The sequence below is a fragment of the Butyricimonas muris genome (assembly GCF_046365375.1).
In the GTDB taxonomy this organism is placed as follows: domain Bacteria; phylum Bacteroidota; class Bacteroidia; order Bacteroidales; family Marinifilaceae; genus Butyricimonas; species Butyricimonas muris.
In genome coordinates this window covers 83,697-108,624 of record NZ_JBKEIT010000003.1, presented here as the reverse complement: position 1 = coordinate 108,624, position 24,928 = coordinate 83,697, and the positions used below count along the sequence as shown (strand labels likewise).

Annotated in this window: 19 protein-coding genes and 1 pseudogene; 6 read left to right on the top strand and 14 right to left on the bottom strand. The window is 44.8% G+C overall.

Annotated features, from left to right (window positions below; genetic code table 11):
- Positions 1 to 4 precede the first annotated feature (4 nt).
- Entirely contained in the window at positions 5 to 754 is a 750-nt protein-coding gene (locus ACK8P8_RS05790) for a LytR/AlgR family response regulator transcription factor (RefSeq protein WP_369860948.1), read from the top strand.
- A 42-nt stretch (positions 755 to 796) separates the two neighbouring features.
- Here ACK8P8_RS05790 and ACK8P8_RS05785 read toward each other — a convergent pair whose 3' ends face one another.
- The 14 genes and pseudogenes from ACK8P8_RS05785 to ACK8P8_RS05720 all read right to left on the bottom strand — a co-directional run bounded on the left by ACK8P8_RS05785 (position 797) and on the right by ACK8P8_RS05720 (position 16,871).
- Positions 797 to 1,600, bottom strand: coding sequence for a peroxiredoxin family protein (locus tag ACK8P8_RS05785; RefSeq protein ID WP_369860947.1), 804 nt, complete (start codon positions 1,598 to 1,600; stop codon positions 797 to 799).
- A gap of 108 nt (positions 1,601 to 1,708) precedes the next feature.
- Positions 1,709 to 2,467 carry a tetratricopeptide repeat protein gene (locus ACK8P8_RS05780; protein WP_099292039.1) on the bottom strand — a complete coding sequence of 253 codons (759 nt, stop codon included), beginning with the start codon at positions 2,465 to 2,467 and terminating at the stop codon, positions 1,709 to 1,711.
- A gap of 31 nt (positions 2,468 to 2,498) precedes the next feature.
- Positions 2,499 to 4,328 (bottom strand): BatD family protein, encoded by a 1,830-nt coding sequence (locus ACK8P8_RS05775; RefSeq protein ID WP_227215231.1) that lies wholly within the window; start codon positions 4,326 to 4,328, stop codon positions 2,499 to 2,501.
- Positions 4,329 to 4,378: 50 nt separating this feature from the next.
- On the bottom strand, positions 4,379 to 5,185 hold the full coding sequence (locus ACK8P8_RS05770; protein WP_369860946.1) for a tetratricopeptide repeat protein: 807 nt from the start codon (positions 5,183 to 5,185) through the stop codon (positions 4,379 to 4,381).
- A gap of 12 nt (positions 5,186 to 5,197) precedes the next feature.
- On the bottom strand, positions 5,198 to 6,250 hold the full coding sequence (locus ACK8P8_RS05765; protein WP_099292037.1) for a VWA domain-containing protein: 1,053 nt from the start codon (positions 6,248 to 6,250) through the stop codon (positions 5,198 to 5,200).
- A 149-nt stretch (positions 6,251 to 6,399) separates the two neighbouring features.
- Positions 6,400 to 7,392 (bottom strand): vWA domain-containing protein, encoded by a 993-nt coding sequence (locus ACK8P8_RS05760; protein ID WP_303178352.1) that lies wholly within the window; start codon positions 7,390 to 7,392, stop codon positions 6,400 to 6,402.
- A gap of 74 nt (positions 7,393 to 7,466) precedes the next feature.
- Positions 7,467 to 8,504, bottom strand: a complete 1,038-nt coding sequence (locus ACK8P8_RS05755) for a BatD family protein (protein WP_227215227.1) — start codon at positions 8,502 to 8,504, stop codon at positions 7,467 to 7,469.
- Positions 8,505 to 8,530: 26 nt separating this feature from the next.
- Positions 8,531 to 9,409, bottom strand: a complete 879-nt coding sequence (locus tag ACK8P8_RS05750) for a DUF58 domain-containing protein (protein WP_099292035.1) — start codon at positions 9,407 to 9,409, stop codon at positions 8,531 to 8,533.
- Positions 9,410 to 9,576: 167 nt separating this feature from the next.
- Positions 9,577 to 10,569: an AAA family ATPase gene (locus tag ACK8P8_RS05745; protein ID WP_099292034.1), complete on the bottom strand. Its 993-nt coding sequence runs from the start codon at positions 10,567 to 10,569 to the stop codon at positions 9,577 to 9,579.
- A 369-nt stretch (positions 10,570 to 10,938) separates the two neighbouring features.
- On the bottom strand, positions 10,939 to 13,395 hold the full coding sequence (gene priA / locus ACK8P8_RS05740) for a replication restart helicase PriA (RefSeq protein WP_369860945.1): 2,457 nt from the start codon (positions 13,393 to 13,395) through the stop codon (positions 10,939 to 10,941).
- A 213-nt stretch (positions 13,396 to 13,608) separates the two neighbouring features.
- Positions 13,609 to 14,589, bottom strand: a complete 981-nt coding sequence (gene pfkA / locus ACK8P8_RS05735; RefSeq protein WP_099294467.1) for a 6-phosphofructokinase — start codon at positions 14,587 to 14,589, stop codon at positions 13,609 to 13,611.
- A 136-nt stretch (positions 14,590 to 14,725) separates the two neighbouring features.
- Positions 14,726 to 15,568, bottom strand: a complete 843-nt coding sequence (locus tag ACK8P8_RS05730) for a 4-hydroxy-3-methylbut-2-enyl diphosphate reductase (RefSeq protein WP_369860944.1) — start codon at positions 15,566 to 15,568, stop codon at positions 14,726 to 14,728.
- Positions 15,552 to 16,253, bottom strand: coding sequence for a (d)CMP kinase (gene cmk, locus ACK8P8_RS05725; RefSeq protein ID WP_099292031.1), 702 nt, complete (start codon positions 16,251 to 16,253; stop codon positions 15,552 to 15,554). The genes ACK8P8_RS05730 and cmk overlap by 17 nt, the downstream gene beginning before the upstream one ends.
- A gap of 16 nt (positions 16,254 to 16,269) precedes the next feature.
- Positions 16,270 to 16,871, bottom strand: a pseudogene (locus ACK8P8_RS05720) (virulence RhuM family protein).
- 559 nt (positions 16,872 to 17,430) lie between these two features.
- Between ACK8P8_RS05720 and ACK8P8_RS05715 the strand changes: the two are divergent.
- The 5 genes from ACK8P8_RS05715 (at position 17,431) to ACK8P8_RS05695 (ending at position 24,924) form a co-directional block, all read left to right on the top strand.
- Positions 17,431 to 18,753, top strand: a complete 1,323-nt coding sequence (locus ACK8P8_RS05715; protein ID WP_369860943.1) for an AAA family ATPase — start codon at positions 17,431 to 17,433, stop codon at positions 18,751 to 18,753.
- Between the two features lie 6 nt (positions 18,754 to 18,759).
- Positions 18,760 to 19,404 carry an RloB family protein gene (locus ACK8P8_RS05710; RefSeq protein WP_369860942.1) on the top strand — a complete coding sequence of 215 codons (645 nt, stop codon included), beginning with the start codon at positions 18,760 to 18,762 and terminating at the stop codon, positions 19,402 to 19,404.
- 53 nt (positions 19,405 to 19,457) lie between these two features.
- A complete protein-coding gene (locus ACK8P8_RS05705; protein WP_369860941.1) occupies positions 19,458 to 20,003 on the top strand; it encodes an RNA polymerase sigma factor in 546 nt (181 codons plus the stop codon).
- 57 nt (positions 20,004 to 20,060) lie between these two features.
- Positions 20,061 to 21,215, top strand: a complete 1,155-nt coding sequence (locus ACK8P8_RS05700) for a FecR family protein (RefSeq protein WP_369860940.1) — start codon at positions 20,061 to 20,063, stop codon at positions 21,213 to 21,215.
- A gap of 166 nt (positions 21,216 to 21,381) precedes the next feature.
- On the top strand, positions 21,382 to 24,924 hold the full coding sequence (locus tag ACK8P8_RS05695) for a SusC/RagA family TonB-linked outer membrane protein (protein ID WP_410025611.1): 3,543 nt from the start codon (positions 21,382 to 21,384) through the stop codon (positions 24,922 to 24,924).
- The last annotated feature ends 4 nt before the right edge of the window (positions 24,925 to 24,928 follow it).

Below are 24,928 nucleotides of genomic sequence, written 5' to 3'. Positions count from 1 at the left end.
TGCCATGAGAGTATTGATTGTAGAAGACGAAACCGCCGCTTACGAGAACCTCGCCGACATCATCACGAGTGTAAACTCCGGTATCCGGATCGCCGGTAATACGGAAAGTGTCACGCAAACCGTCCACTGGCTGCAATCCAACCTGTCACCCGACCTGATCTTCATGGACATCCACCTCTCCGACGGCTCTGCATTCGCCATCTTCGACAAAATCACCGTGGAAACCCCGATTGTTTTCACCACTGCCTACGACCAGTACGCCATCGAGGCTTTCCGCGTAAACAGCATCGACTACCTGTTGAAACCGGTAAAAGTCGAAGACATCCGCCATGCTCTCGACAAATACAGTAAACTCACCCGCCAAGACATCGTGCAATACCTCGCACAACTAACCCAACTCACTGTATCCCCGAAATACCAAGATCGATTATTAATTCCACACAAGGACAAGCTACTCCCCGTCAACCTGCGTGACGTCGCCTGCTTCTACACGACAGACAAAAACACCTGCATCTACTTGAAAGACGGAAACAAATACCCTTATTCCAAAACACTGGAACAGATCATCACCACTCTCGACCCGGCACGTTTCACCCGGGCAAATAAACAATTCATCGTGGCAAAAGACAGCGTCACGAACATCACCATCTGGTTCGACAACCGTCTACTCGTTACCCTCGACACGGAAGTCCCCGAACGCATATATATCAGCAAAAACAAAGCTTCCGAATTCAAATCTTGGCTCGTCAGCTAAAAAACAAACGTTCCAATAAATCAACCAATACAAGAGAAAAAATCAATCTCTTAATAATTTATCTAGTCTTTCCGTATCCAACCCCTCGGATTTCAATCTAACGATACCTTCCCTATCGATGAGAAAACAAGTCGGCATAGCTTGTGTACCATAAATAATTTTGATAGGACTATGGTCTTTCAGAAAATCCGAAACAAAAATATAGTCAAAAGGATAGCGTACCTTCATTTCCACAAGTTCCTCTAAATTAAACACACTTCCATACACGACAATCTCTAAATCATCACGAGAAGTACTTTGAAACAGATTATTCAAATAATCTCTTCCTCCTTGCCCCATGCATCCCAATCCATCATAAATAAATAAAACCCTCTTCCCTCGCAAAGAAGCAAGTGAAAATTCTTTACCGTCCACCGTTGTAGCCTTGAAATCATAACAATGATCCAATTCCTGTATTTGGTTTGTATTAATATGCATTAAAAGACTTTTCCCATAAGGTGAATTTTGCATCTCAAGCGGTAATCCTTTTAGTATTGACAATAAAGTATCTTTCGATACATCCCCCCGTACCCACAACAAACGTTGCAATCCACTCGGTGTCGCAGCGAACCGAATGGCATTATCTACATTTTTACGTGCAGCAATAGTATAAACCCGTTTACTTTGCTCTCCCAATTGATCTTCTATTCCCGGACATACTTTGCGACACGAATCGATAAAGTCCATTGCACGCTCATACTCTAACCAAATCAAACTATCCGCCTTCCGAAAATTCTCTTCTGTAATTTCTTGCGAAAAGGTATTCAAAGAAAAAGAAACTAATAAAAGAAAAAGAAATGATTTCATAATAAATATTTAACGCCGTACATATCGACCAAAGGTAATCCTTTTTTTGGGTTAAAAAAAGGATTGTTCAGAATAAATGAACAATCCTTTTGCTGAAAGCAGTTATCTCTATATCTTTTCCAAATCGGCTTTAGTAACCCATCCCTCGTTTCCGTCGGCCAGACGCACGTTGTACCATTCGCCCAAAGAACCGAGAACCTGTACTTTCAATCCCTCGTGGACGACAAACAATTCCGTTCCGCTACTGTCGGGAGCACCGCGTACCACCACGCTAGGAGTCATGATTATACCGCTATCCCTGTTGGTCATACGATGATATTGTTTCGAGGCAAAAAATATCGTCATGATCGACATGAGCAGCAGGATCACTCCCACAGTAAACCAACTCTTCTTTAAAGAAACGGATGTCGCGTAGAAAAACAATGCCGCCATGATCAGAAAACCGATAAAAAGAGCCACGGAAATATAAGCCCACAGATCAGCCGTGAAAGCGGTCACGAACGCATTATACCAACGTACAAGAAACAATTCCGGCAGAACCTTGATATTATCCACCGTGGCCTGTTGTGCCAGTTTTAGATTATACTTGGCGTCTTTATCCCCGGGGTTGAGCAATAAAGCCCGTTCGTAATTCAAAATGGACAGAGCGATCTCTCCCAACTTGTAATAACAGTTTCCCAAGTTATAATACACGGAAGCCGACTCCATGTCATCAGCCAGAATCTCGTTATACAAATCTATCGCTTTCTGGTAATTCCCTTCTTGATACATCTTTGTCGCCTCGTCTTCCAAAGCCTTGGTATCAGTGGCAAACGCAACAATACCGGATAACAGCAAAACCAAAATTATATATACCTTCTTCATCATTTTCAATTTTCAATTGTACATTTTCAATTGCCTAAATCGCTTTATCCAACTTCGTGATAATGGATATACTATCCTTGTATACCTTATCCATTTCCTCCCCTTGGTTCGCCCCGGGAGCGTAACGGGCATATTCACAATGATCAAGTACATCTATAAATCCCTGTATCAAAGCCGCATCTGCCCCTCGACGAGTCAAATGATCGTTAATATTATCCCGGTTCAATTCGGAAGCCGCTATATTCAATTTATAGCTGACGTATCCCCACATTGCGTTCAAAACTTCTTGATAGAATAGTTCGGAATTACCCGCTCTCATGGCAACCGCGGCAGCTCTCAAACGCTTCTGAGCCATTTTGTTTGCCGTCTTACTCTTCACGCGTACCAAATCGGCATTCGCTTTAATCCGGCGACGGTTCAGTATCATTCCGATCACAAACAACACGAAAGGTATGATAAAACTCAACCAATAGGACATCGTCGCGAAATACTGTATCCCTTTCGGACGCAAGTCACTCTTACCGGACTTGATATAACGGATATCCTGTCCCAACACGCGTACATCTTCTTTTTTGAACGACTGTAATGCCGCTTCTCCCGCGTTGGAACTTGCCTCATTCCCTTTCGCCACACGAATCGTGTATTCATCCCCTTTCAGCATCTTGTAGGTACTCGACTTCGGATCGAAATAAGAATATTGCACGGCAGGAATCTTGTATTCACCCGCGTAACGGGGTATCACGATGTACTCGTAAGTAACCGTCCCGGAAGTCCCGGTAACATCTTTCGTGATCTTCGGATCATACACGTCAAAGTCGTGCGGGAAATTAATCTTGGGCGCGTTCAATAATTTCATATTCCCGTTCCCCCGCAAAACCACTTTATAAGTCAACGCGTCATTTGCCCGCAATGTATCGGTAGATATCGACGTGTTCATGGAAAGAGTCCCGACCATACCGCTAAAGCCCAGAGGCTTCCCGGTTTCCGGCAAACTCTTCACGGTAATATTTACCGGATCACTCTCGCAGAGTACCCGCACATCCCGGTATCCTCCGAAGAAATCGTCAAATATACTACCGGAGCGCCCCGTGGTACGCTGCCGAATCAAACAAACAATCTCATACGGGTCGATCGTCAAAGTTCCGGCGTGTTGCGGGAACAGAATCAATTGCTGTAATACTCCCGCCTGATCGTAAATCTTACCATTATACTCTTCCCGGTTCAACCTGATCTGTTGTATCTTTTTCTCCTCGGTCATGAATCCGTCAAAAGCGGGAATCTTCTTCCATTGCAAATCCGCCAGATTCACACGGGAATACACTTTCAATGTCAATTCCAAGCTCTCGCCCACGTACAAAGACTTACGGGATACTTCTACCTTCAAAAACAAATCATCTTTCTTTATTGAAGCACTCCCCCGCTCTTCCCGCTGTTGAGTGGTTCCCCGGTTTCCGCCATTCGTGTTTCCTTGAGTGTTCCCGGAGCCTTTGATTACCTTAATTTTTATAGCCTCTGATTTATGTTCCTTTCCGTCAATGGTGATTGTCGCAGGCTCTATCGTGTATTCACCCTCCTCCCGTGCCTCCAACACGTACGTGTAAGTAAACTGTGAGCTTTGCTCCATTTTACCGTTTATATTGGAGAAACTCATCGAAGTACTTAACGAGGGACCTGCCAGCAGATCGAATCCTTTTAACGTCGGAACCTGCAAATTCTCACCTTGCTTGTTCAACGTGTAGGAAAGTCTGAATTGCTCCCCGACTTCCACCACGGAAGGTGCCGAAACCTCGAATGTCGTCTTTTGGGCAAATACCTTTGTCCCCCCTATAACACATAACAATAATGCTATAATTAATGACCTCATCTTTGTTTATTCTTTTTATTCTGTTATACCCTTTGACACGTACCGCAAAGTTACCAATTCTTTTCAATCTTCATCTTTTTCGCTTTCTGTGCCTGAGCTTTATCTTTTTGTACTTTTTCCTGCGTCTTCTTCTCGTCTTCCCCTAAAGCCTCCAGCAAACGCTCGGCATCCTCTTTGGATATTTTAGGTTGCTGCTGCTGTTGTTGCTGCTCCTTCTTATCCTGCTGATCTTTGTTTTGCTGGTCTTTATTTTGTTGCTCCTTATTCTGGTCTTGCTGATCTTTGTTTTGATCTTTATCCTGTTGATCTTTATTTTGATCCTGTTGATCCTTGTTTTGTTGATCTTGATTCTGATCCTTATTTTGGTCTTGGTTCTGGTCTTTATTCTGATCCTTGTTTTGATCCTTGTTCTGGTCTTGGTTTTCTTGTTCCTGCTTCATCTTGCGGGCAAATTCCAGATTATATTTGGTTTCTTGAGAATTAGGACGATTCCTCAGCGATTGCTTGTAAGCCTCGATACTCTCGTCCAACTTATTCATGGACAAAAGGGTATTTCCGATATTGTGGTACAACTCGCCCAGTTTTTCCTTGTTCTTTTCGTTTTGAGCCAAAGATTGGAATTGCTGCAAGGCTTCGTCATATTTCTTTTGCTTGTACAAAGCATCTCCCAGATTAAAGGCTCCCTCGTAAGACTTCACCTCCATGTCCAACGCCTTACGATATTCCACCTCCGCTTTCTCGAAATCCTGATCTTTAAACAAATCATTTCCTCCGCGAATAAATTTCCGTTCCTGTTGCGCCCATACCGGCAAACTTACCAGCACCGCGAATATCATTGTCATTAAAACTTTCATCATAACACGCTCATTTTAATGTTTACTTTCAACACGCTTTTCTTCCGTACCGAAGATATTAATTTTCAAGAAGTTTTTGTTCTTGCGTCCCAATATCATGAAATCCAATAACACGAAAATCAAAGCCATAATCAAAAAATACTGGTACTTATCGGCGTAATCTGCAAAAACCCGTTCTTCCAGCAAAGTCTTATCCATCCGGTTTATCTCGTCCAGCAACGTGTTCAATCCCACGTTAGAATTACTTGCACGGACGAAAATACCTTCCCCCGCTTTGGCAATCGCTTTCAACATATCTTCATCCAACTTGGAGATCACCGGATTGCCGCTCCCGTCTCTCATGTACTGACCGGGGTTACCCTTTTCGGGAACCGGAGCACCTTGCGCCAATCCCATCCCGATCGTGTGGACGTAAATCCCTTTCTCCCGGGCCGCCTTTGCCGCCGCGACAGCATCATCCTCGTGATTCTCCCCGTCCGTGATCACGATAATGGCTTTCGACGCTTCCGTGTCCGGGGTAAATGACTTGGCTGCCAGATCTATCGCTGTCCCGATCGCCGTTCCTTGAATCGGAACGATGTCCGTATTGATACCCGACAAGAATAATTTAGCAGAAGAATAATCCGTCGTGATCGGCAGTTGCACGTATGCATCCCCGGCGAACACGATCAACCCGACCTTATCGTCGCTCAATTTCTCCACCATACGGGAAATAGCCTGTTTAGCCGCATCCAACCGGCTGGGCTTTATATCCTGTGCCAGCATGGAATTGGACACATCCAACGCGATAATCAATTCGACACCTTCTTTCTTTACTTGTTGTAACTTGGAACCGAATTGGGGTGCGGCAACTCCAAGAATAACAAAGAACAACGCGAACAATACCATCACGAATTTCCACGTCGCCCGCTTGGGCGATTGCAGAGGCATCAACGTTGCCAACAATTCCGGATTCCCAAATTCCGCTATCGCCTTTTTCTTGCGTATCCTAGCCACCACGTAAAACACGATCAGCAAAGGAATTACTAACAGTAAGTATAATAAATCAGGATGTGCAAACCTAAACATAACCCTTTCAATTTTAGATTTAATAATTTTAGATTTTAGATTGATGACTTTCCATGTCCCTCTCCAATCTCTATATTTTCATTTTCACTTTCAGACCTTAGATTAAACCTGCATTTCCAAATTTAAAATCTAAAATCTAAAATTTAAAATCAAGGAATTTTCCTCAATAACGTGTATCTGCCTAACGCTTCCAGTATCAGCAATAAAGCTCCAATCAAGGCAAAATAGAAGAAGTGTTCGTTCTTGCGGCTGAAATGCTTCACCTCCACTTTGCTTTTCTCCAATTGATCTATTTCCTTATATATCTGCTCCAGTTTCTTGTTATCCGTGGCACGGAAATACTTACCTCCGGTCATATCGGCTATCTGAGTCAAAATATCTTCGTCAATCTCCACCGGCATCCGTTGTAACTGCACGCCGAAAGGAGTTTGCACGGGATAAGGAGCCTCTCCCAGCGAACCGACACCTATCGTGTACACCCGGATACCGAAGGTCTTCGCCAATTCCGCCGCCGTCATCGGTGCAATAGCCCCCCGGTTATTGATACCGTCGGTCAAAAGAATAACCACCTTGGATTTCGCTTTGCTGTCTTTCAAACGATTCACGGCATTTGCCAATCCCAGACCGATAGCCGTTCCGTCCTCGATCATCCCGCTTTCAATATCTTTCATCACGTTGACCAACACCGCATGATCCGTCGTCAAGGGACTCTGCGTGAAACTCTCTCCACTGAATACCACCAACCCGATCCGGTCTTGGGGACGTTCCAGTATGAACTTCGTGGCAACTTCTTTCGCGGCTTCCAATCGGTCGGGAGTAAAGTCCCGAGCCAACATACTACCGGAAATATCCAATGCCAACATGATATCTATACCTTCACTATTATACGTTTGCCAACTCGAACTGGACTGTGGTCTGGCTAAAGCAAATACCAGAAAAACGATAGCGAACACCCGAGCCACAAACAACAGGTGACGCAACCAAATCCGGTTTCCCCGTTTCATCAGCTTGAACACCCGAATAGAAGAAAATTTCATATCGGCATGCGACTGCTTCTCCTTAAAAATATACCAGATAATCATTGGCACCAGTACCAACAATAACCAAAAGTATTCGGGGTTTGCAAATTCATATCCAAACATATTCTCTATTTTAAATTTTAGATTTCTTGATTTTAGATTCTGAGAATCATAAATCAAAAATCATAAATTGTAAATTAATTCTTTTTCTCCTCTTCACTCTTTGCCGCTTCCGCCGCTGCTTTTTCCGCCGCCTCTCTCTCCTGTTGCTCTTTCAACTCTCGTTCCAGACGTTCTTTTTCTTTCTCTTCCCGGATCGTGTCATTCGTTTCCTGCACGAAATCATAAGCGATATCCAAGTTACGCACGTTCTCGTCCTGTAACGGTTCCGCCTTGGCGAACTTCACGTAATCGGCAGTTTCGAACATATCCGCCAACTTATCCCGCTGTTTGGCATTCACCTTTTCGCACTTCTCCAAAGACTGTAAAGTCTCGAAAGAAGTTTGCTCCATCGCCGAAATACCCAACTCACCGTCCAAATAGTTCCGAATCGTATCGGTCAACTGCGTGTAATATTCTTTTGTCTTACCACTTTGCCATAACTTCTCCTTCTTGATCTCCTCCAAAGCCTTCATGGCAAGCACGTAAGGCGGTATAGCCGGTTTCTCGTGCCCGAAGAGTGACTTGCGTGATTTCCGCACCTTGATAATCCAAATTATCAACAGGATTACCACGACACCCAATAGAGTCCATAATAAATAAGGCAGTATCTCCGCGAACGTCCACGGGGCAGCCAAAGGCATCACGATGTCGAAATTCCCTTTCTGCGGATCGACCACGAAAGTATTCACTATCAACTCCAACGGGTCGGTTCGTAGCGTGTTGTTATAACTTTCCTGCTGTATCTCGATAGGCATAGGCGGAATCATGAACACTCCCGAATCGAAAGACGTGATCACGTAACTTTCCTGCACGAGTATCCGTCCGTCTTTCTCTTTGATAGAATCCCGAACAGGTCCGGAAATAATTTCCACACCTTTTGCCAGAGTGTCTTTCAATTGAGGAAACACGATCTTCAATCCCGGTTCAGCCTTTACCTTCATTCTGAAATTGATCTGGTCACCGATCATGATATAATTGGTATCAAGCTCCGCCGCATATTCCCGGCTTTGAGCTTTCAATCCCCCGATACCGTACAGTAGCAATATTACGAATAGAACAACCCTATTTTTCATTTTCAATTCTCCATTTTCAGTTTCAATTAATACCCAGCCCCTCTTCTCTTGAACAATGCTATCAATGATCTCACGTAATCTTCATCCGCGCTGATAGATGCCATATCCACCCCGGAATGTTTGAATATCCTGTCCAGTTCTTTATCCCGTTCCAAAGCGTACGCCTCGAATTGATCACGAACCTTCTTGTCGGAAGTATCCACCCACACGCTCTCTCCCGTTTCGGCATCCGTCAAGTACATTAACCCCACCGGCGGCAACACCTTTTCCCGACGATCATACAATTGCAAAGCCACGACATCATGCTTTTTGTTCGCGATAATCAAAGGATGTTCAAAATCATGTTCATCCATAAAATCGGAAATCAGAAAACAAGTACAACGCTTTTTGATTGCGTTCGTCAAGTATTGCAAAGCCATCGCGATATTGGTCTGCTTGCGTTCCGGGTAGAAATCCACCAGTTCGCGGATAATATGCAGGATATGCGTACGTCCTTTTTTGGGCGGGATAAACTTCTCTATCTGATCCGAGAAAAAGATTACCCCGATCTTATCGTTATTCTGGATAGCCGAGAATGCTAACACGGCAGCGATCTCCGTGATCTGATTCTTCTTCAATTTCGAAACCGTTCCGAAATTACGCGAGGCACTCACGTCAATCAGCAACATCACCGTCAATTCGCGCTCCTCCTCGAATATCTTCACGTAAGGATGATTGTAACGGGCGGTCACGTTCCAGTCTATACTGCGGATATCATCCCCGTACTGGTACGCCCGCACCTCGCTGAAGGTCATACCCCGTCCCTTGAAAGCCGTGTGGTACTCGCCGGCAAAGATATTGCTTGACAACCCCCGCGTCTTTATCTCGATCTGCCTAACACGTTTTAATAAATCTGAAGTCTCCACCTTAATAATTTTAGATTTATAGATTTTAGATTTTAGATTCCAACCGCACAAGACTAACGCTTTTTCACTCTAAATTCTAACTCAATTCTAAACTCTCTCGCCATCAAATTGAAAATCTCAGATTGAAAACATGTCATTTTCAATTTTCAATTTTCAATTTTCAATTTCTAAGGTACTTCAACCGTGTTCAAAATCTCGCTGATAATGTCCTCGCTGGTCAGGCTATTGGCTTCTGCCTCGTAACTCAACCCGATACGGTGGCGTAACACGTCGTGACAAACGGCACGAACATCCTCCGGAATCACGTACCCGCGGCGTTTGATAAACGCGTAAGCTTGAGCCGCTTTCGCCAAACTGATACTTGCACGAGGTGAAGCACCGTAAGCGATCATGGAAACAAATTTCTCCAAACCGTGTTCTTGCGGGTAACGGGTAGCGAACACGATATCCACGATATATTTCTCGATCTTCTCGTCCAGATAAACTTCTTTCACGACCTCACGGGCACGCAAAATATCCTCCGGTTGCAAAATGGTATTGGCTACCGGGAACGTCTTTTCCAGATTCTGCCGAACGATTAGTTTCTCTTCGTCTTTCTTCGGGTAATCAATCACCACTTTCAACATGAAACGGTCAACTTGAGCTTCCGGCAGCGGATAAGTACCCTCTTGCTCTATCGGGTTCTGTGTTGCCATTACCAAGAAAGGCTCATCCAGTTTATAAGTCATATCGCCTATCGTTACCTGACGCTCCTGCATCGCTTCCAACAAAGCGGATTGCACTTTTGCCGGGGCACGGTTAATCTCATCCGCCAGAATAAAGTTAGCGAAAATCGGACCTTTCTTCACCACGAACTCCTCTTTCTTCTGGGAGTAAATCATCGTACCCACCACGTCGGCAGGCAACAAGTCCGGGGTAAACTGGATTCGACTGAATTTAGCGTTAATAATATTGGCAAGGGTATTAATCGCCAAGGTTTTCGCCAACCCCGGAACACCTTCCAACAAAATATGCCCGTTAGAAAGCATACCGATCATAAGTCCCTCCACAAGATGTTTCTGTCCTACAATCACCTTGTTCATCTCCATCGTAATCATATCGACAAAAGAACTCTCTTGTTGTATGCGCTCGTTCAATGCTTTGATATCAACCGTATTCATATCATTGATTTTTATATTTGATTTATTAATACTACATTTTAACGTCAAAATTATCACCTCGGTTTCAAACTTCACGGAAAAGAGTTTTTTTTACTTCTCTTCCCTCGTTTCTGTTTTTCCAAAAATAGGTATTATTCCGGCAAATGTTAAAATCAAGGATACTAAATAATGTTAATGCAAATTTTAAGGTTTTCCCAAATAATTTCTAATCTCGTCTTAAATTACGGATTATTACCGATATACGATTATATTTTTAACATTTGACTTGTTCTACTAGCACATTAATTAACAATCAAACTTCAAAAATCAGCTCAATTCTCCCTTCCGTTCACTTAACAATAAGTAGAAATCTGCCTATTTGCCTTCAGATTATAATGGATCCACGTCAAAATAAACTTTCAATCCCTTGCCGGACTCCCCTTTCAATAACTCGTCACACTTCTGCCGAATAAAAGTCTTCAATTTCGACAACGAAAGTCCCTGCTCCGCCTTGATCAGCACTTGTATACGGTACATTTTCCGCACCCTTGCCACTTCCGGCTCCGCCGGACCGCATACCCGACGTTCCAATCGTTCCCGTAACTTTCGGGCTAATTCATTCGCGGCATTACGCAAAGAATACTCGTTCACGTGCCTTAATTCTATCTGGATTAACCGGGAAAAGGGCGGATAATGAAACATCTCCCGTTCCCGTGACAAGAAAGAATAGAACCCGTGGAAACTCCCTTTTTCCACCAACCGGTACACCCGGTTCTCCCGGTCGGCAACTTGAATAACCACTTTTCCTTGTTCCCCTTTCCGACCGCTACGACCACTTACCTGCATCAACATATCGTAAGCCCGTTCCTCGGCTCGGAAATCGGGAAAACTGACCAAACTGTCGGCATCCATAACTCCCACCAATTTCACCCGCTCGAAATCCAACCCCTTCGAAACCATTTGCGTCCCGATCAATATATCCAGATTCCCCGCCTCGAACTCTTCAATCAAAGCACGAAATTTCACCTTGTTGCTCATCACCTCCAAATCCATGCGTGCCACGCGTGCCTCCGGGAAATACTGTTTCACCTCCTCCTCGATTCGCTCCGTCCCCGGCGTGCGATTCACGTAATGTCCCTGACCGCACTCCTCGCAAACAGTCGGCACCGGACGCAGGCTCCCGCAATAATGGCAATTCAGCGTATTCCGGAAACGATAATAAGTCATGCTTACATCACAATGCTTGCATTTTAAAATAGCCCCGCAATGGTTACACTGCAAAAAAGTGGAATACCCCCGCCTATTCTGGAACAGAATTACCTGCATACCCCTCTCCAGCACCCGCTTCATCTCCTCGTACAACACGGGAGTAAAACTCCCTTTCATCATTTTCTTCCGGCGATATTCTTTCACGTCCACGAACATCAATTCGGGCATCATGACCTCCCCGAAACGGGTGGTCAGCTCCACGAAACCGTATTTACCGCTCATGGCATTCTGGTAACTCTCGAACGAAGGCGTGGCAGAACCCAGCAATATCTTCGCCCCGTTCATCTTGCCGAGCATGATAGCCGCATCCCTGCCATGATAACGGGGAGCGGGTTCTTTCTGCTTGTAAGAAGCCTCGTGCTCCTCGTCGATAATAACCAATCCCAAATCCCGGTAAGGCAGGAAAATAGAAGAACGTACCCCGAGTACCACGGGATAAGGATTCTCCCCGTTCTGCCTGCGCCACATCTCGGCACGGGCACTGTCCGTCATTCCCGAATGGTATACCCCCACCCGGTCGCCGAACACCCGCCTCAACCGTTTCACGATCTGTACCGTCAAAGCAATCTCCGGCAAAAGATACAACACTTGCTTCCCCTGCCGAATCGTTTCCTCTATTAAATGTATATACACCTCCGTCTTTCCCGAGGAAGTCACCCCTTGCAACAACACGCAGTCCCTCTCCTTGAAATGCCCCCGCGCTTGTTCCAACGCCCGTTCCTGCTCTCCCGACAAGGCATGCATCTCCTGCACCTCCTCCCCCGTGCTATCCAAACGGCTTACCTCTATTGTCGCGACTTCCAGCACCCCCCTCTCGCACAATCCCTTCAACGCCGCCGTCGAATTACCGATCACGCCGGTAAACTCCGCCTTAGGCAACGAATCCGTGTGATGCTCGTCGCAATACATAATCCAGTCACACAACATTTTCTGTTGCGCCTTCGCCCGTTTCAACGAATCCATAATCTCCCCCAACTCTTCCCCCGAAAACGCTCTCGCCCAACGCACCAACCGTTCCAATTTAGGTTTGAACAAATCATCCACGGACTCTTTCACTTGAATAATCCCTTGCTCCAACAACGAACGCACCGCCACGTACACGTCTTTCCGTCGCAATAACTTTTCCACCTCCGCCATGCAAATTTCCCCGTTCTGCCGGAATACCCCGATCACCTCCCGTTCCATCGGACTCAATTCTACCCCCCCCGTTCCATCTTCCTGCCAATCCGCGGCAAGACAAAGACTCGTGTAACTCTCCAAACGCATGGCGACAGGCAACGCCGCCCGTGTCACCTCTCCCGGCGGAGCCATATAATATTCGCTCAACCACAACAAAAACTTCAAATGAGAAGCGGAAAGAGCGAATCCCTCCTCTATCACCCGCTCTATCGGACGTGCCTCGAATCCCACGGGCGGGTTGGAATGCAACGCGTAAACAACCCCCGTGTAACGCTTATTCTTCACGAACGAAACGACAACAAGCCCCCCTACCGCTACCGTTCCCTCGTATTCCGTCGGTACCGAATAAGTAAAAAAATTCTCCACTCCCAAAGGGATGATGACGTCAGCGAACTGCAAAATAATTTATGATTTACGATTTATGATTTACGATTTATGATTTAAATCACCAACTCATCCTCTGTTTATAGAGGAAACCAGCAAGTAAGCGAGGGCAGAAAGAGAGCTTGCTCTCGGTTTGCCGAGCGGGAGCTGGTTCGAGACCGGCTCTCGGGCTCACTTGGCAGCGTAGCTGACGGAGGAGTTTAATCTTAAATCTAAAATCATAAATCACTAAATTGATAAGATTTCCGTCAACCCCAACAAATTATGATTCAACGGTTTGGAATTTTTAATCGCCTTATTGAACGGCACATGCACGGTGTCCTTGTTCATGATACCCACCATGATACTGGTCTGGTCGTCCAGCAAAGCATCTACCGCCGCCACGCCCAACGTGCTTGCCATCACGCGGTCGAATGCCGAAGGAGAACCACCTCGTTGAATATGCCCCAACACGGTCACCCGCACGTCATACTCCGGGTGCTTCTTGGATATCTTATCCGCGATCGTGTAAGCTCCTCCCGACTTGTCACCCTCTGCCACGATCACGATACCACTCGACTTATGAGGTTTATAATCATGTTCCAAAAACTTGTCCAAATCATTCACGTCCGTTTCAATCTCCGGCACCAACACCGCTTCCGCACCCGTGGCAACAGCCGAACGCAAGGCAATAAACCCGGCATCTCGTCCCATCACCTCGATAAAGAACAAGCGGTTGTGGGAACTCGCCGTGTCGCGTATTTTATCAACAGCATCCACCACGGTATTCACCGCCGTATCGTAGCCGATCGTGTAATCCGTACCGTACAGGTCGTTGTCTATCGTACCGGGAACCCCCACGACAGGCACGTTATGCTCTTGACACAACAAGCGGGCGCCGGAGAACGTACCATCTCCACCAATCACCACCAACGCGTCCAACCCGTTCTGTTTCATCTGCTCGTAAGCCTTTGCACGTCCTTCCACCGTGCGGAATTCAGCACTCCGGGCTGTCTTCAAGATCGTTCCCCCGCGTTGTATGATATTACTCACGTCATGAGATTCCAGTCTTTTCATGTTTCCCTCGATCAACCCCTCGTAACCGTCATAAATCCCGTATGCCTCACAGCCATTAAAAATCGCCGCTCTCACCACCGCCCGAATAGCGGCATTCATCCCCGGAGCATCCCCCCCGGAGGTCAAAACACCTATTCTTTTAATCTTTCCCATAATCATTCAATTGAAAATTGAAAGTTGAAAATTGAAAATGCCAATTACAATCAATCAATTTATATTCTTACTTGCTCTATTTCAATCCAAAATTTACAATCACAAATCGTAAATCATAAATCTTAAATCATAAATCTTAAATCACTGCATTCTTTATCTCTTCCATCACCCATCTCGGTGTCGATGTAGCTCCACTGATTCCCACGCTTTCCGCCCCCTCGAACATCTCATCGCTCAAATCAGCTACACCTTGCACGAAATAGGTTCTCGGATTCGCTTCCCGACACACGGCAAACAACTGTTTGCCGTTAGAACTCTTCTCCCCGCTCACGAACAGCACCACGTCGTGTCGCACCGCAAACTCCCTCAACTGCGGGATTCGGTTTGCCACCTTGCGGCAAATCGTGTCGTTCACCTCCACGCCGCCGCGGGCACTCGCTCTCACCAACTCCTCGATCCGCTTGAACCCGTCAAGGCTTTTCGTCGTCTGCGAGAACAGGATAACCAATCGTGAAAAATCTATCTCTTTCAAATCTTCCTCCCGCTCCACGACCAACGCTTCCCCGTTCGTCTGCGCTACCAACCCGTTCACCTCGGCATGCCCCCGCTTCCCGTATATCACGATCTGTCCGCCGTTCGCTTTCACCCGTTCGTATGCCGCTCTGATTTTCTGCTGCAAATTTAATACCACGGGGCACGAAGCGTCTATCACTTCAATATTATTTTTTTCCGCCAAAGCGTAGGAACTAGGCGGCTCGCCATGCGCCCGAAACAATACCCGGCAATCCCGCAAGTCGGCAAACGCCTCGTGGTCTATTGTCCGCAACCCCAATCCCTTCAAGCGATCCACCTCCAGATTGTTGTGAACGATATCCCCGATGCAATAAAGTTCCCCCTGCTGCAACTCCTCCTCGGCCTTGGCGATAGCGTTCACCACGCCGAAACAGAAACCGGAATTCTCGTCAATCTCTACTTTCATATCGTGAACGAATGAGCTTTATCATTTCTTCTACTTCCTCCTCCACCGTCATATCGCTATTATCAATCAACACGGCATCCGGCACCCGTACCAACGGGGCTGTTTCCCGGTGCTCGTCGATATAATCCCGCTTGCGCACGTTCGCTTCCACTTCCTCGTACGTCACCTGCTCCCCTTTTCCCTTCAACTCCTCGTACCTACGTCGCGCCCGTACCTCCGGACTCGCTGTCATAAAGAATTTCACTTCCGCGTTCGGAAACACCACGCTACCGATGTCCCGACCGTCCATGATCACGCCACCGGCACTCGCCATTTCCCGCTGTTTCTCCACCAGCAACTCCCGCACGTAAGGCAACGAAGCAACCAGACTCACGTTATCCGACACATCCAGTCCCCGGATAGCCTTCTCCACGTACTCCCCGTTCATGTAGGACTCGTAACGTTTCTTCTCGTCATTATACTTGAAACCGAAAACAATCGACGGAAGTACTCGTTTCAACCCCTCGTCGTCCACCTTGCCATCACGAATCAACCCGTCCCGCATCGCTCTCAAGGTCACAATCCTGTACATCGCACCCGTATCTATATAAGTATATCCTAAACGTGCCGCCAAAATCTTGGAAACAGTACTTTTTCCCGTCGAAGAATGCCCGTCCACGGCAACTATCAAACCTTTCTTTTCCATTTTCATTCAAATCTATTCAACGTGCGAAGATACAAAGAACTCGCGAAAAAAAATCATTTTTTTCTTTCAACCTCTTTATCTCTCTATCAAAATCACTTTCAAGCAATTCCATTTCTCGTTTACGATATATCTCGAACTCTTTTTCTGCCTTTTCTATAGCCTGTTTATGTGATATGTTACCTTTGCCGATAAGTATTTTTCTTTTATGGGCAATAGATTGCCACCTTGCTTCAATCGTTCATCATCCATTGCAAAACCCTTTTGGATATATTCATGAAGTCGCTGCGTTGCCCAACGACGGAAGCGAGTCGCAACTTGCGACTGAACACGATAACCAAGGGCAATAACCATATCAAGATTGTAATGGTCAATATTGCGTTTTACCTGACGTTTTCCTTCTTGCCGAACTAATAAGAATTTCTTATAAGTTCGATTTTCATCCAATTCTTGATCCGCATATATGTTGCTTATGTGCATCGATACATTTTCTTGCGTAGTGCAATATATATCTGCCAACTGATTTTGTGTCAGCCATACATCTTCATCGGCAAAACGCACAGATACACGAGTTATTTCGTTATCGTCTTGATAAAGTATAATTTTATTTTCTTCTTTCATTGGTCTATTTTTCTTCTTTAAAGAACGGTTCCAGAAACTAGCAATAAATTATTGATGACATATGCAAAAGTAGTGATAATTTCTGAAAGAAACAGTGATGACCCGATTGCGGTTATCGAGAATTGGTAAACAAGAAAACAGCATGTATTCCTATATAAAAATTAAATATACTATTTATTTCCTTCTTATTTAATTTGTAAAATAACCTTTTCATTTCCTAATTAAATCCTATTATTTTTCTATTTTAATAGAGGTTGAATAGGAGTTGAATAGGATTTGAATAGGAGATGCTATAAAGCAACTATAAATAATATAGATATATTATAACTGTTATTTACTTTATTTTACGCCTTTCTTGTCATTTTTCTATGTCATTCACCCCACATCAACAAAATGCCTAAAAAACGCCAAACCATGCAAGTTCCCGCAAGAAAACAACACAATAATAGCCCACCGTAATTTACCAACAAAAATTTTGTAAGAATTTGACAATATATTCCCAAACACATTGTCCTTTTTGCTATATTTGCATGATAAATTGATATAATTCGTCAAAACTATGATATTACGAGTAACAATAAAGAATTTATATTCTTTCAAGGAAGAAACTGAAATTAGTTTTGTTGCAGGGAAAAGTACAATACATGGGGAACAGGTTAGCCGAGCGGAAAAACGTGATGGTATTTCTGTTTTGAAGACCGGCATTATTTATGGTGCTAACGCTTCCGGTAAAAGCAACATCATCAAGGCCGTTTCCATGATACAAAAAATTGCTTTGTCAAGTATACCCAAGAAATATATTGAACCATTCAAATTGACCAAACCGAATAATCTACCCTCAAAAATCGAACTGGAATTTAAAGCAGGAAAGAAATTCTTCGCATATGGAGTAGAATTTACAATCAAAGGTATCACGGAAGAATGGCTCTATGAAATTAATAGCCGCACGGATAGAGAAATTTATACACGTAAAGTTACAGCAGAGGGTAATGAATTCACGTTTGGCCCAGTCAACGGTAATGCGGAAACTCAACAATTATTGAAATTTATAAGCCAGAGTACGCCTGTAACAGATAGTTTTCTCGCCGAATATATCAAACGAAACGGGAAAGGATTGCCTCTCGTCAATGATGTATATCGTTGGATGAAAGAAAATTTAAAGATTATCTTCCCAAATTCACGCTATAACGGTATATCTATTCGCGTAGAAAAAGACAAGGATTTCGCGGCAGCGACGAAGTCCTTGTTAGAGTATTTCAACACGGGCATCACGGATATACGCCGTATCAAGGTGAGTAAAGAAGATATAGATTTACCCAAAGACCTGATAAATAACCTTTTGTCCGATGCTGAACCGAACAAGAATTATGTCATAGCATCATCCTCCGACTCGACAATTTATTTCTTTGAAACAGATTCGGAGGGAATAACAACTACATATAAACAAACTGCGATCCATAAAACGTCCGACAATGATGAAGTTCCGTTTGAGATGAGCGAAGAATCCGACGGTTCCATCCGCTTATTGGATTTCATACCTATGTTGATTGACCTTCGATTGAATGAATCGGTTTATCTAGTCGATGAAATAGACCGTAGCATGCACCCGATGCTTTCGCAAAAGTTATTGGAATATTATTTCAACCATCTTTCCGATGAACGGGACACCCAATTGATTTTTTCTACCCATGAATCTAACTTATTGAATTTAGATTTAATTCGTGCAGATGAAGTGTGGTTTATAGAAAAAGGTCATGAAGGTGCATCACATCTTACTTCCCTTGCAGAATATAAACCGAGGGAAGACATACGTAAAGGCTATCTACAAGGAAGATACGGCGCAATTCCATTCTTTGCTCCCATCAAAAGTTTAAAATGGTAAAAAGCGATGAGAAAACGAAAAGACTTTGAACGACGGGAAGGGATAAAATCCGCGAGATTGGTTGTTATCGCGGCTGAAGGTAGAAATACCGAGAACATTTATTTCGAGTCAATGAAAATCTCATTGTGCGCCTCAGACGTGCACGTGGAAGTTTTGCACCGGGATTCCAATAATTCGAGTCCCGAAAATGTTTACGAACAGATTCGCAGATTTATGGCTGAATATAACATAGAAGATGATGACCAATTGTGGATTGTCGTGGATAAAGACAAATGGAAGGACAAAATGCTTTCATCTGTGGCACAACATTGTGCGCAAAACAGCAACTTGCGATTCTGCGTGAGCAACCCATGTTTTGAACTATGGTTACTTCTCCACGTGGAAGATATTGCTTTATATAGCAAGGGACAATTGGACAAGTTATCCGTGAACAAAAAAATAAACAGTCAAGATACATGGCTGAAGAAGCGCGTGAAAGACTTGACAGGACATTATCACGAGTCTGATTATGACGCTATGGCACTCCTACCGCATATTGATATCGCGATAGAAAGAGCCGAAAAATTGGATGTATCGCCAACGGATAGATGGCCTCAAAGTATTGGGACAAGAGTGTATTTATTGGTCAAGAGTATAATGGGGAAATTGTAATATTTCGACTTTTAAAATATTAACATTATATTTGTGCTTTCAACTCACGAGGCATGGAAAACGGCATTAAAAGCATAGACACGTTCAAGGAATTGTACATGAGTCACTTTCAAGCAGTGGTGGGATTTTGTCATACCTATTTGAAAGACCGGGAACAATCCATGGATGTGACTCAAGAAACCTTCTTCAAACTGTACGAGCGGCTCGATGATTCTTATTCTCGTCAAAATGCCATAGCCTTTCTTTATATCACGGCCAAGAATCTCTGCATGGACGTCTTGAGGCACGAAAAATTCAACACGGAAGACGTCGATGAATTGAAAGAGAAATTATACTCCGATGATTTCTTTCTGGATGAAATCACGAACCAAGAAATGATACGTTTCGTTCAAGCCGCCGTTGCACAATTGACCGGTCGCAGTCTTGAAATAGCCCGTCTTGCACTCGACGGATTGGGGAACCAAGAAATAGCCGACACGTTGGGTATTTCTATCAATTCGGTCAAATCGCTAAAAAAAGAGATGTATTCCAAGCTACGAGAAATTATTGGTAAAGAATACGTTATATTATTCTTCGCGAAATATTTATTAAAAATCTAGAAATCGACTCACCCGCTTTTCGACCTCATCCGTATTCAAAGAGAAGAACGAATGAATATGGAAAAACAAATTATAAAGAGAATCGAAGTCGCGCGTCTGGTTGCCCTGCACAAACTGGGGGCTTTACCGGAGAATGAAGAGCAACGACTTGCATCATGGGTGGCACAAAGCGAGGAAAACCGTCAACTTTACGAAAAACTGCTGCACGCGGAAACTTCCCGGAACAACGGGATGCCAACCACCGAGAAAGCGTGGCAGGACTTCACCCGAAGATACCGGGTACGCCCGAAAAGATACGCCACGTGGCGTCGGGTAAGTTACACGGCTGTCGCCTGCTGCGCGGCAGTATTACTCACGACGGGTATTCTGCATTTCTATTCGCGGGATAAAGCCGATGAAATCATGACGCCACGCCCGCTGAACTCGGTGCAACTCGTGCTCGAGAATGGAAACACCATCACCCTCGACCGGGAAGAACATTCCGCTATCAAACAAACTGCAAGTATCCCTCTCGAGATGAATCAAAAAGAAATTGACTACACGACTGTCGAGCAGGAATCACTCCAAGAAATTCCCGTTTACCACAAAATCATTGTACCCAAATACGGGGAATACACCGTGAAACTTGCGGACAACACGGTCGTGAAACTGAACTCGGAAAGTACCTTGAAATACCCGGTAGCGTTCAACGGGGATACCCGGGAAGTGTGGTTAAGCGGGGAAGCCTATCTTGAAGTAACCCGCGATACATCCAAACAATTTATCGTCCACGCGGCAGGGACAGAGATTGCCGTGCTGGGCACGACATTCAACGTGAACGCGTATGACACGGAAAAAGAAGTAGCCACAACCCTCGTCAACGGTAAGGTTGAAGTAAGCAACGAGGTTACCACTCAGGTCATCAGTCCGGGACAACAAGCCATCACCAGCCGAGATAACCCGCTAATAGAGGTGAAAAAAGTAGACACGCGAGTAGTCACGGCATGGGTACGGGATATGTTCTACTTCGACGAGGAACCCCTTGCCTCAATCATAGAAACTCTCGCCCGCTGGTACGAGTTCCGGGTGGTCTTTGAAAATGAAAATGCCAAACAACGTCGGTTCACCCTTGAAGTATCCCGCTATGCTGATATAGACAAGGTGCTAAACTTTATAGAGGAAACTCGGGTGGTCAAATGCAGGAAGGAGGGCAATACCATATACATCAAGTAGATAAAAGAAAACAGGTCATGCTACCAACACGACCTGCCACAAATTTAATGATATACACTCCCCCGTCAAAGCGAGTGTAATTATAAACCTATAAAACAAAAGTATGAAAAATGATTGTTTTATTCATGCCCCCGTGCATGAAAAATTAAAAAAATTGTTGCTAATTATGAAGCTAAACGCATTGTTAATGTTGTTGTTTTGCATGAATCTATCGGCGGGAGTCCTCGCGCAAGAGGCTCTCCTGACGGTAGAGGTCGAGAACGGGAGTATCCGTGACGTGATGCAAACGATTAAACAACAGAGTGAATACACGTTTGTTTACAACGTGGAAGAAGTCGGTCACCTCGGGAACCTATCCGTTCACATGAAGGACGCCGATATACGGTCTATTCTGGACGTATGCCTGAATGGCAGCGGGTTGGAATACAGTATTCACGAGAACGTTATCGTGATCCGCAAGGCTATCATCCAAAAGCAAGAAGAGATACGAAAAATCAAAGGTATCGTCACGGATAAGAATAAAGAACCGCTACCGGGCGTGACGGTTATGATAAAAGGGACAACACTCGGGGTGTCGACCAACGCCGAGGGACGGTTCGAGCTCGTGCAACCGAAAGACACGAGCAATATCGAGTTGCTCGTGTCCTTCATCGGGATGAAGACGCAAACGATTCGGTACAAGGGGGAAGAGTTGTTAAAGGTGGTACTGGAAGAAGACACGCAAGAGATGGAGGAAGTAGTGGTGACGGGTTACCAACGGGTGGACCGGAGAAAAAACACGAGTGCCGTCAAAACATTAAACGTTGACAATATCATGATTGCTTCCGCAACATCCATTGACCAAATGCTGGAAGGTCGGGTACCGGGAATGATTTTGATGACCAACTCGGGTGAAGTGGGTGTCGTTCCAAAAATTCGTATCCGTGGTACATCGACTTTGGTGGGTAATCGTGAACCATTATGGGTAGTGGACGGAATCATCGTGCAAGACCCCGTGCCAATCCAAGCAGAAGAATTGAATGACCCGGACTATATCAACCGCATCGGTAATGCCATCGCAGGACTAAACCCGCAGGACATCGAGCGTTTGGATATATTGAAAGACGCGGCTGCAACCGCTTTGTACGGGGCAAAAGCTGCCAATGGAGTCATCGTGGTTACGACTAAAAAAGGTCATATCGGGAAACCGGTTATCAACTATAACATGACAGCTACTTTCCGTCAGCGTCCGCGTTATTCCGACCGCAAAATAGACTTGATGAACTCCCGGGAAAGAATCCAAGTGTCTCGGGAACTTCACGAGCAACATTATAAATACGATTATAATGCTAACATGGTCGGATACGAGGGATTATTATCAGAACTCTATCAAGGAAAAATTACGGACAAACAGTTTGCCGAAAAAGTGGCACGCTTGGAAACGGTGAACACAGATTGGTTCGACCTGTTGACCGAAGACACGTTCTCGCACCAACACACGTTAAGCATGTCGGGCGGTTCGGAGAAAACCCGTTATTACTCGTCCATCGGGTTCACCCGTGACAATGACGTCATCAAGGGAAATTATAACCAACGTTACACGGCATCCCTGAATCTTGAAACTACATTCAGTCAATGGTTCACCGCTTCCGTTCAGTTACAAGGAAATATCAGCAAGAAAAAATATAATCAGGATGAAATTGCCCCAATGGATTACGCTTACAATTCCAGTCGTGCAATCCCCGCCTATGACGAAGAGGGAGAATACGCGTACTATGAAAAATATGAAAGCACGAGTAACTCATATTGGAATTACAATATATTGAACGAACTCGAAAACAGTTACTCCAAACAAAACGCCTCCGGAATCACGGTCAATACCAACCTGCAATTCCGTTTTACCGACTGGCTGAACGCACAAGCCATTCTCTCTTACACGAATTCCAACACGGAAATAGAAGGCTACTGGGGTGAACACACATGGCATGTCGCCACTATTCGTAGAGCTAATTACGGGGAAACTCCATGGAGCGAAGGTACACTTCCTTTCGGGGGCGAATTAAAGCACAACGAAACCCGGCAAAACTCTTACACGGCACGTTTGCAGGTGAATGCCAATAAATACTGGGGAGCAGACGAGCAACATAACATCAATGCCAGCGGCGGTTTCGAGATGAGTTCCACGCGTTATAACGGTTTCTCGTCTGTTCACAGGGGATATTATCCCGAACGGGGAAAAATGTTCGTGAACAACATCAACGCGGAAGATTACCCTGCCTATGCAGCTTGGGCTGCCAATAATACCCCCTCGATTAAAGATGACCTGTCCAACATTGTTTCGGGCTATTTGAGTATTTCTTACAGTTACCGGAATTATTTTACCATAAACGTGAACGGACGTACCGACGGGTCAAACCGATTCGGAGATAATAGTAATGACAAATTCCTTCCCATTTGGTCGGCATCCGGGAATTACAATCTCACGGAACACGATTTCTTCAAACGGGTGTGGCTCAACTACCTGAGTTTTAAAATGTCGTACGGGTACCAAGGGAATATGCTTTCGGATGTTTCACCGGTGCTATTGATGCAAAAAAATCCTTTCGATCCTTATTACAAGGAGATGACCGCATCGGTGAACCAAGTGCCTAACCCGAACCTCAAATGGGAAAAAACGCAATCGCTCAATCTCGGTCTTACGGTTGCCGCTCTAGACAACCGCATCCAAATCGAGGCGGAATATTACTACAAACGGACAAAAGATGCCTTCATGACCAAGAAAATCGCTACCATAAACGGATTGGATTCTTATAGCATCAACGGTGGCGACATTGAAAATAAAGGATACGGCATCGATGTTACCTTCAACCCTATCAAGAGCAAAACTTGGAACTGGTTGCTGTCGACCTCGTTCTCGAAAGATTTCAACAAAGTGAAAAGCGACCCGGATTCACAAACCTATGATTACCAAGATTTCCTCGACGGGACCGTGGTCGTGAAAAACAAAGCCGTAAATACTTTCTACTCGTACAAGTTTATCGGACTTAGCCCCGTTAACGGCGGACCGATGTTCGATGACTATGAAGACCGCCAATACGAACTGGACGGATTAAGCAAGTACGATACTTTCAAAAAAGTATTAACTGCTTCCGGACGCCGCGAACCGTATATGTCCGGAAGCCTAAGCACGACTTTACGCTACAAGAACTTGCGCATGAACGGGATGTTTGCCTACAGCTTGGGGTCAAAAGTCCGGCTATTTAGAACGTTCCGCTATAATAAAGACCTTACAATCGCACCGGAAAGCAATCTTCATCGTGAATTATTGAACCGTTGGAAAAATCCCGGCGATGAAAAACACACGAATATTCCGGCCATTATAGCTCAAAATAGTGGATATTATTTCGATTACAACGAACATTGGTCAGGTGTCAACTTCTACAATATTCAAACATTTGCCGACAACTTATGGGATATGTACGACTATTCGGATGCACGTGTCGTTAGCGGTAACTACTTGAAATGCTCCAATTTGAGTTTCACGTACGAGTTTGGTGAACGCATTCTGCCCAAATTAAGATTAAGCAGACTTGCCATTTCGTTATCAGGCACCAATTTATTCACGATTTGCTCCAAAAAGTTAAAAGGGCAAACCCCTACACAAGGATTCACGGAAGTGTCCTTGTCCGACCGCCCTACTTATTCGTTTAGTTTGAACGTTTCATTTTAAAACA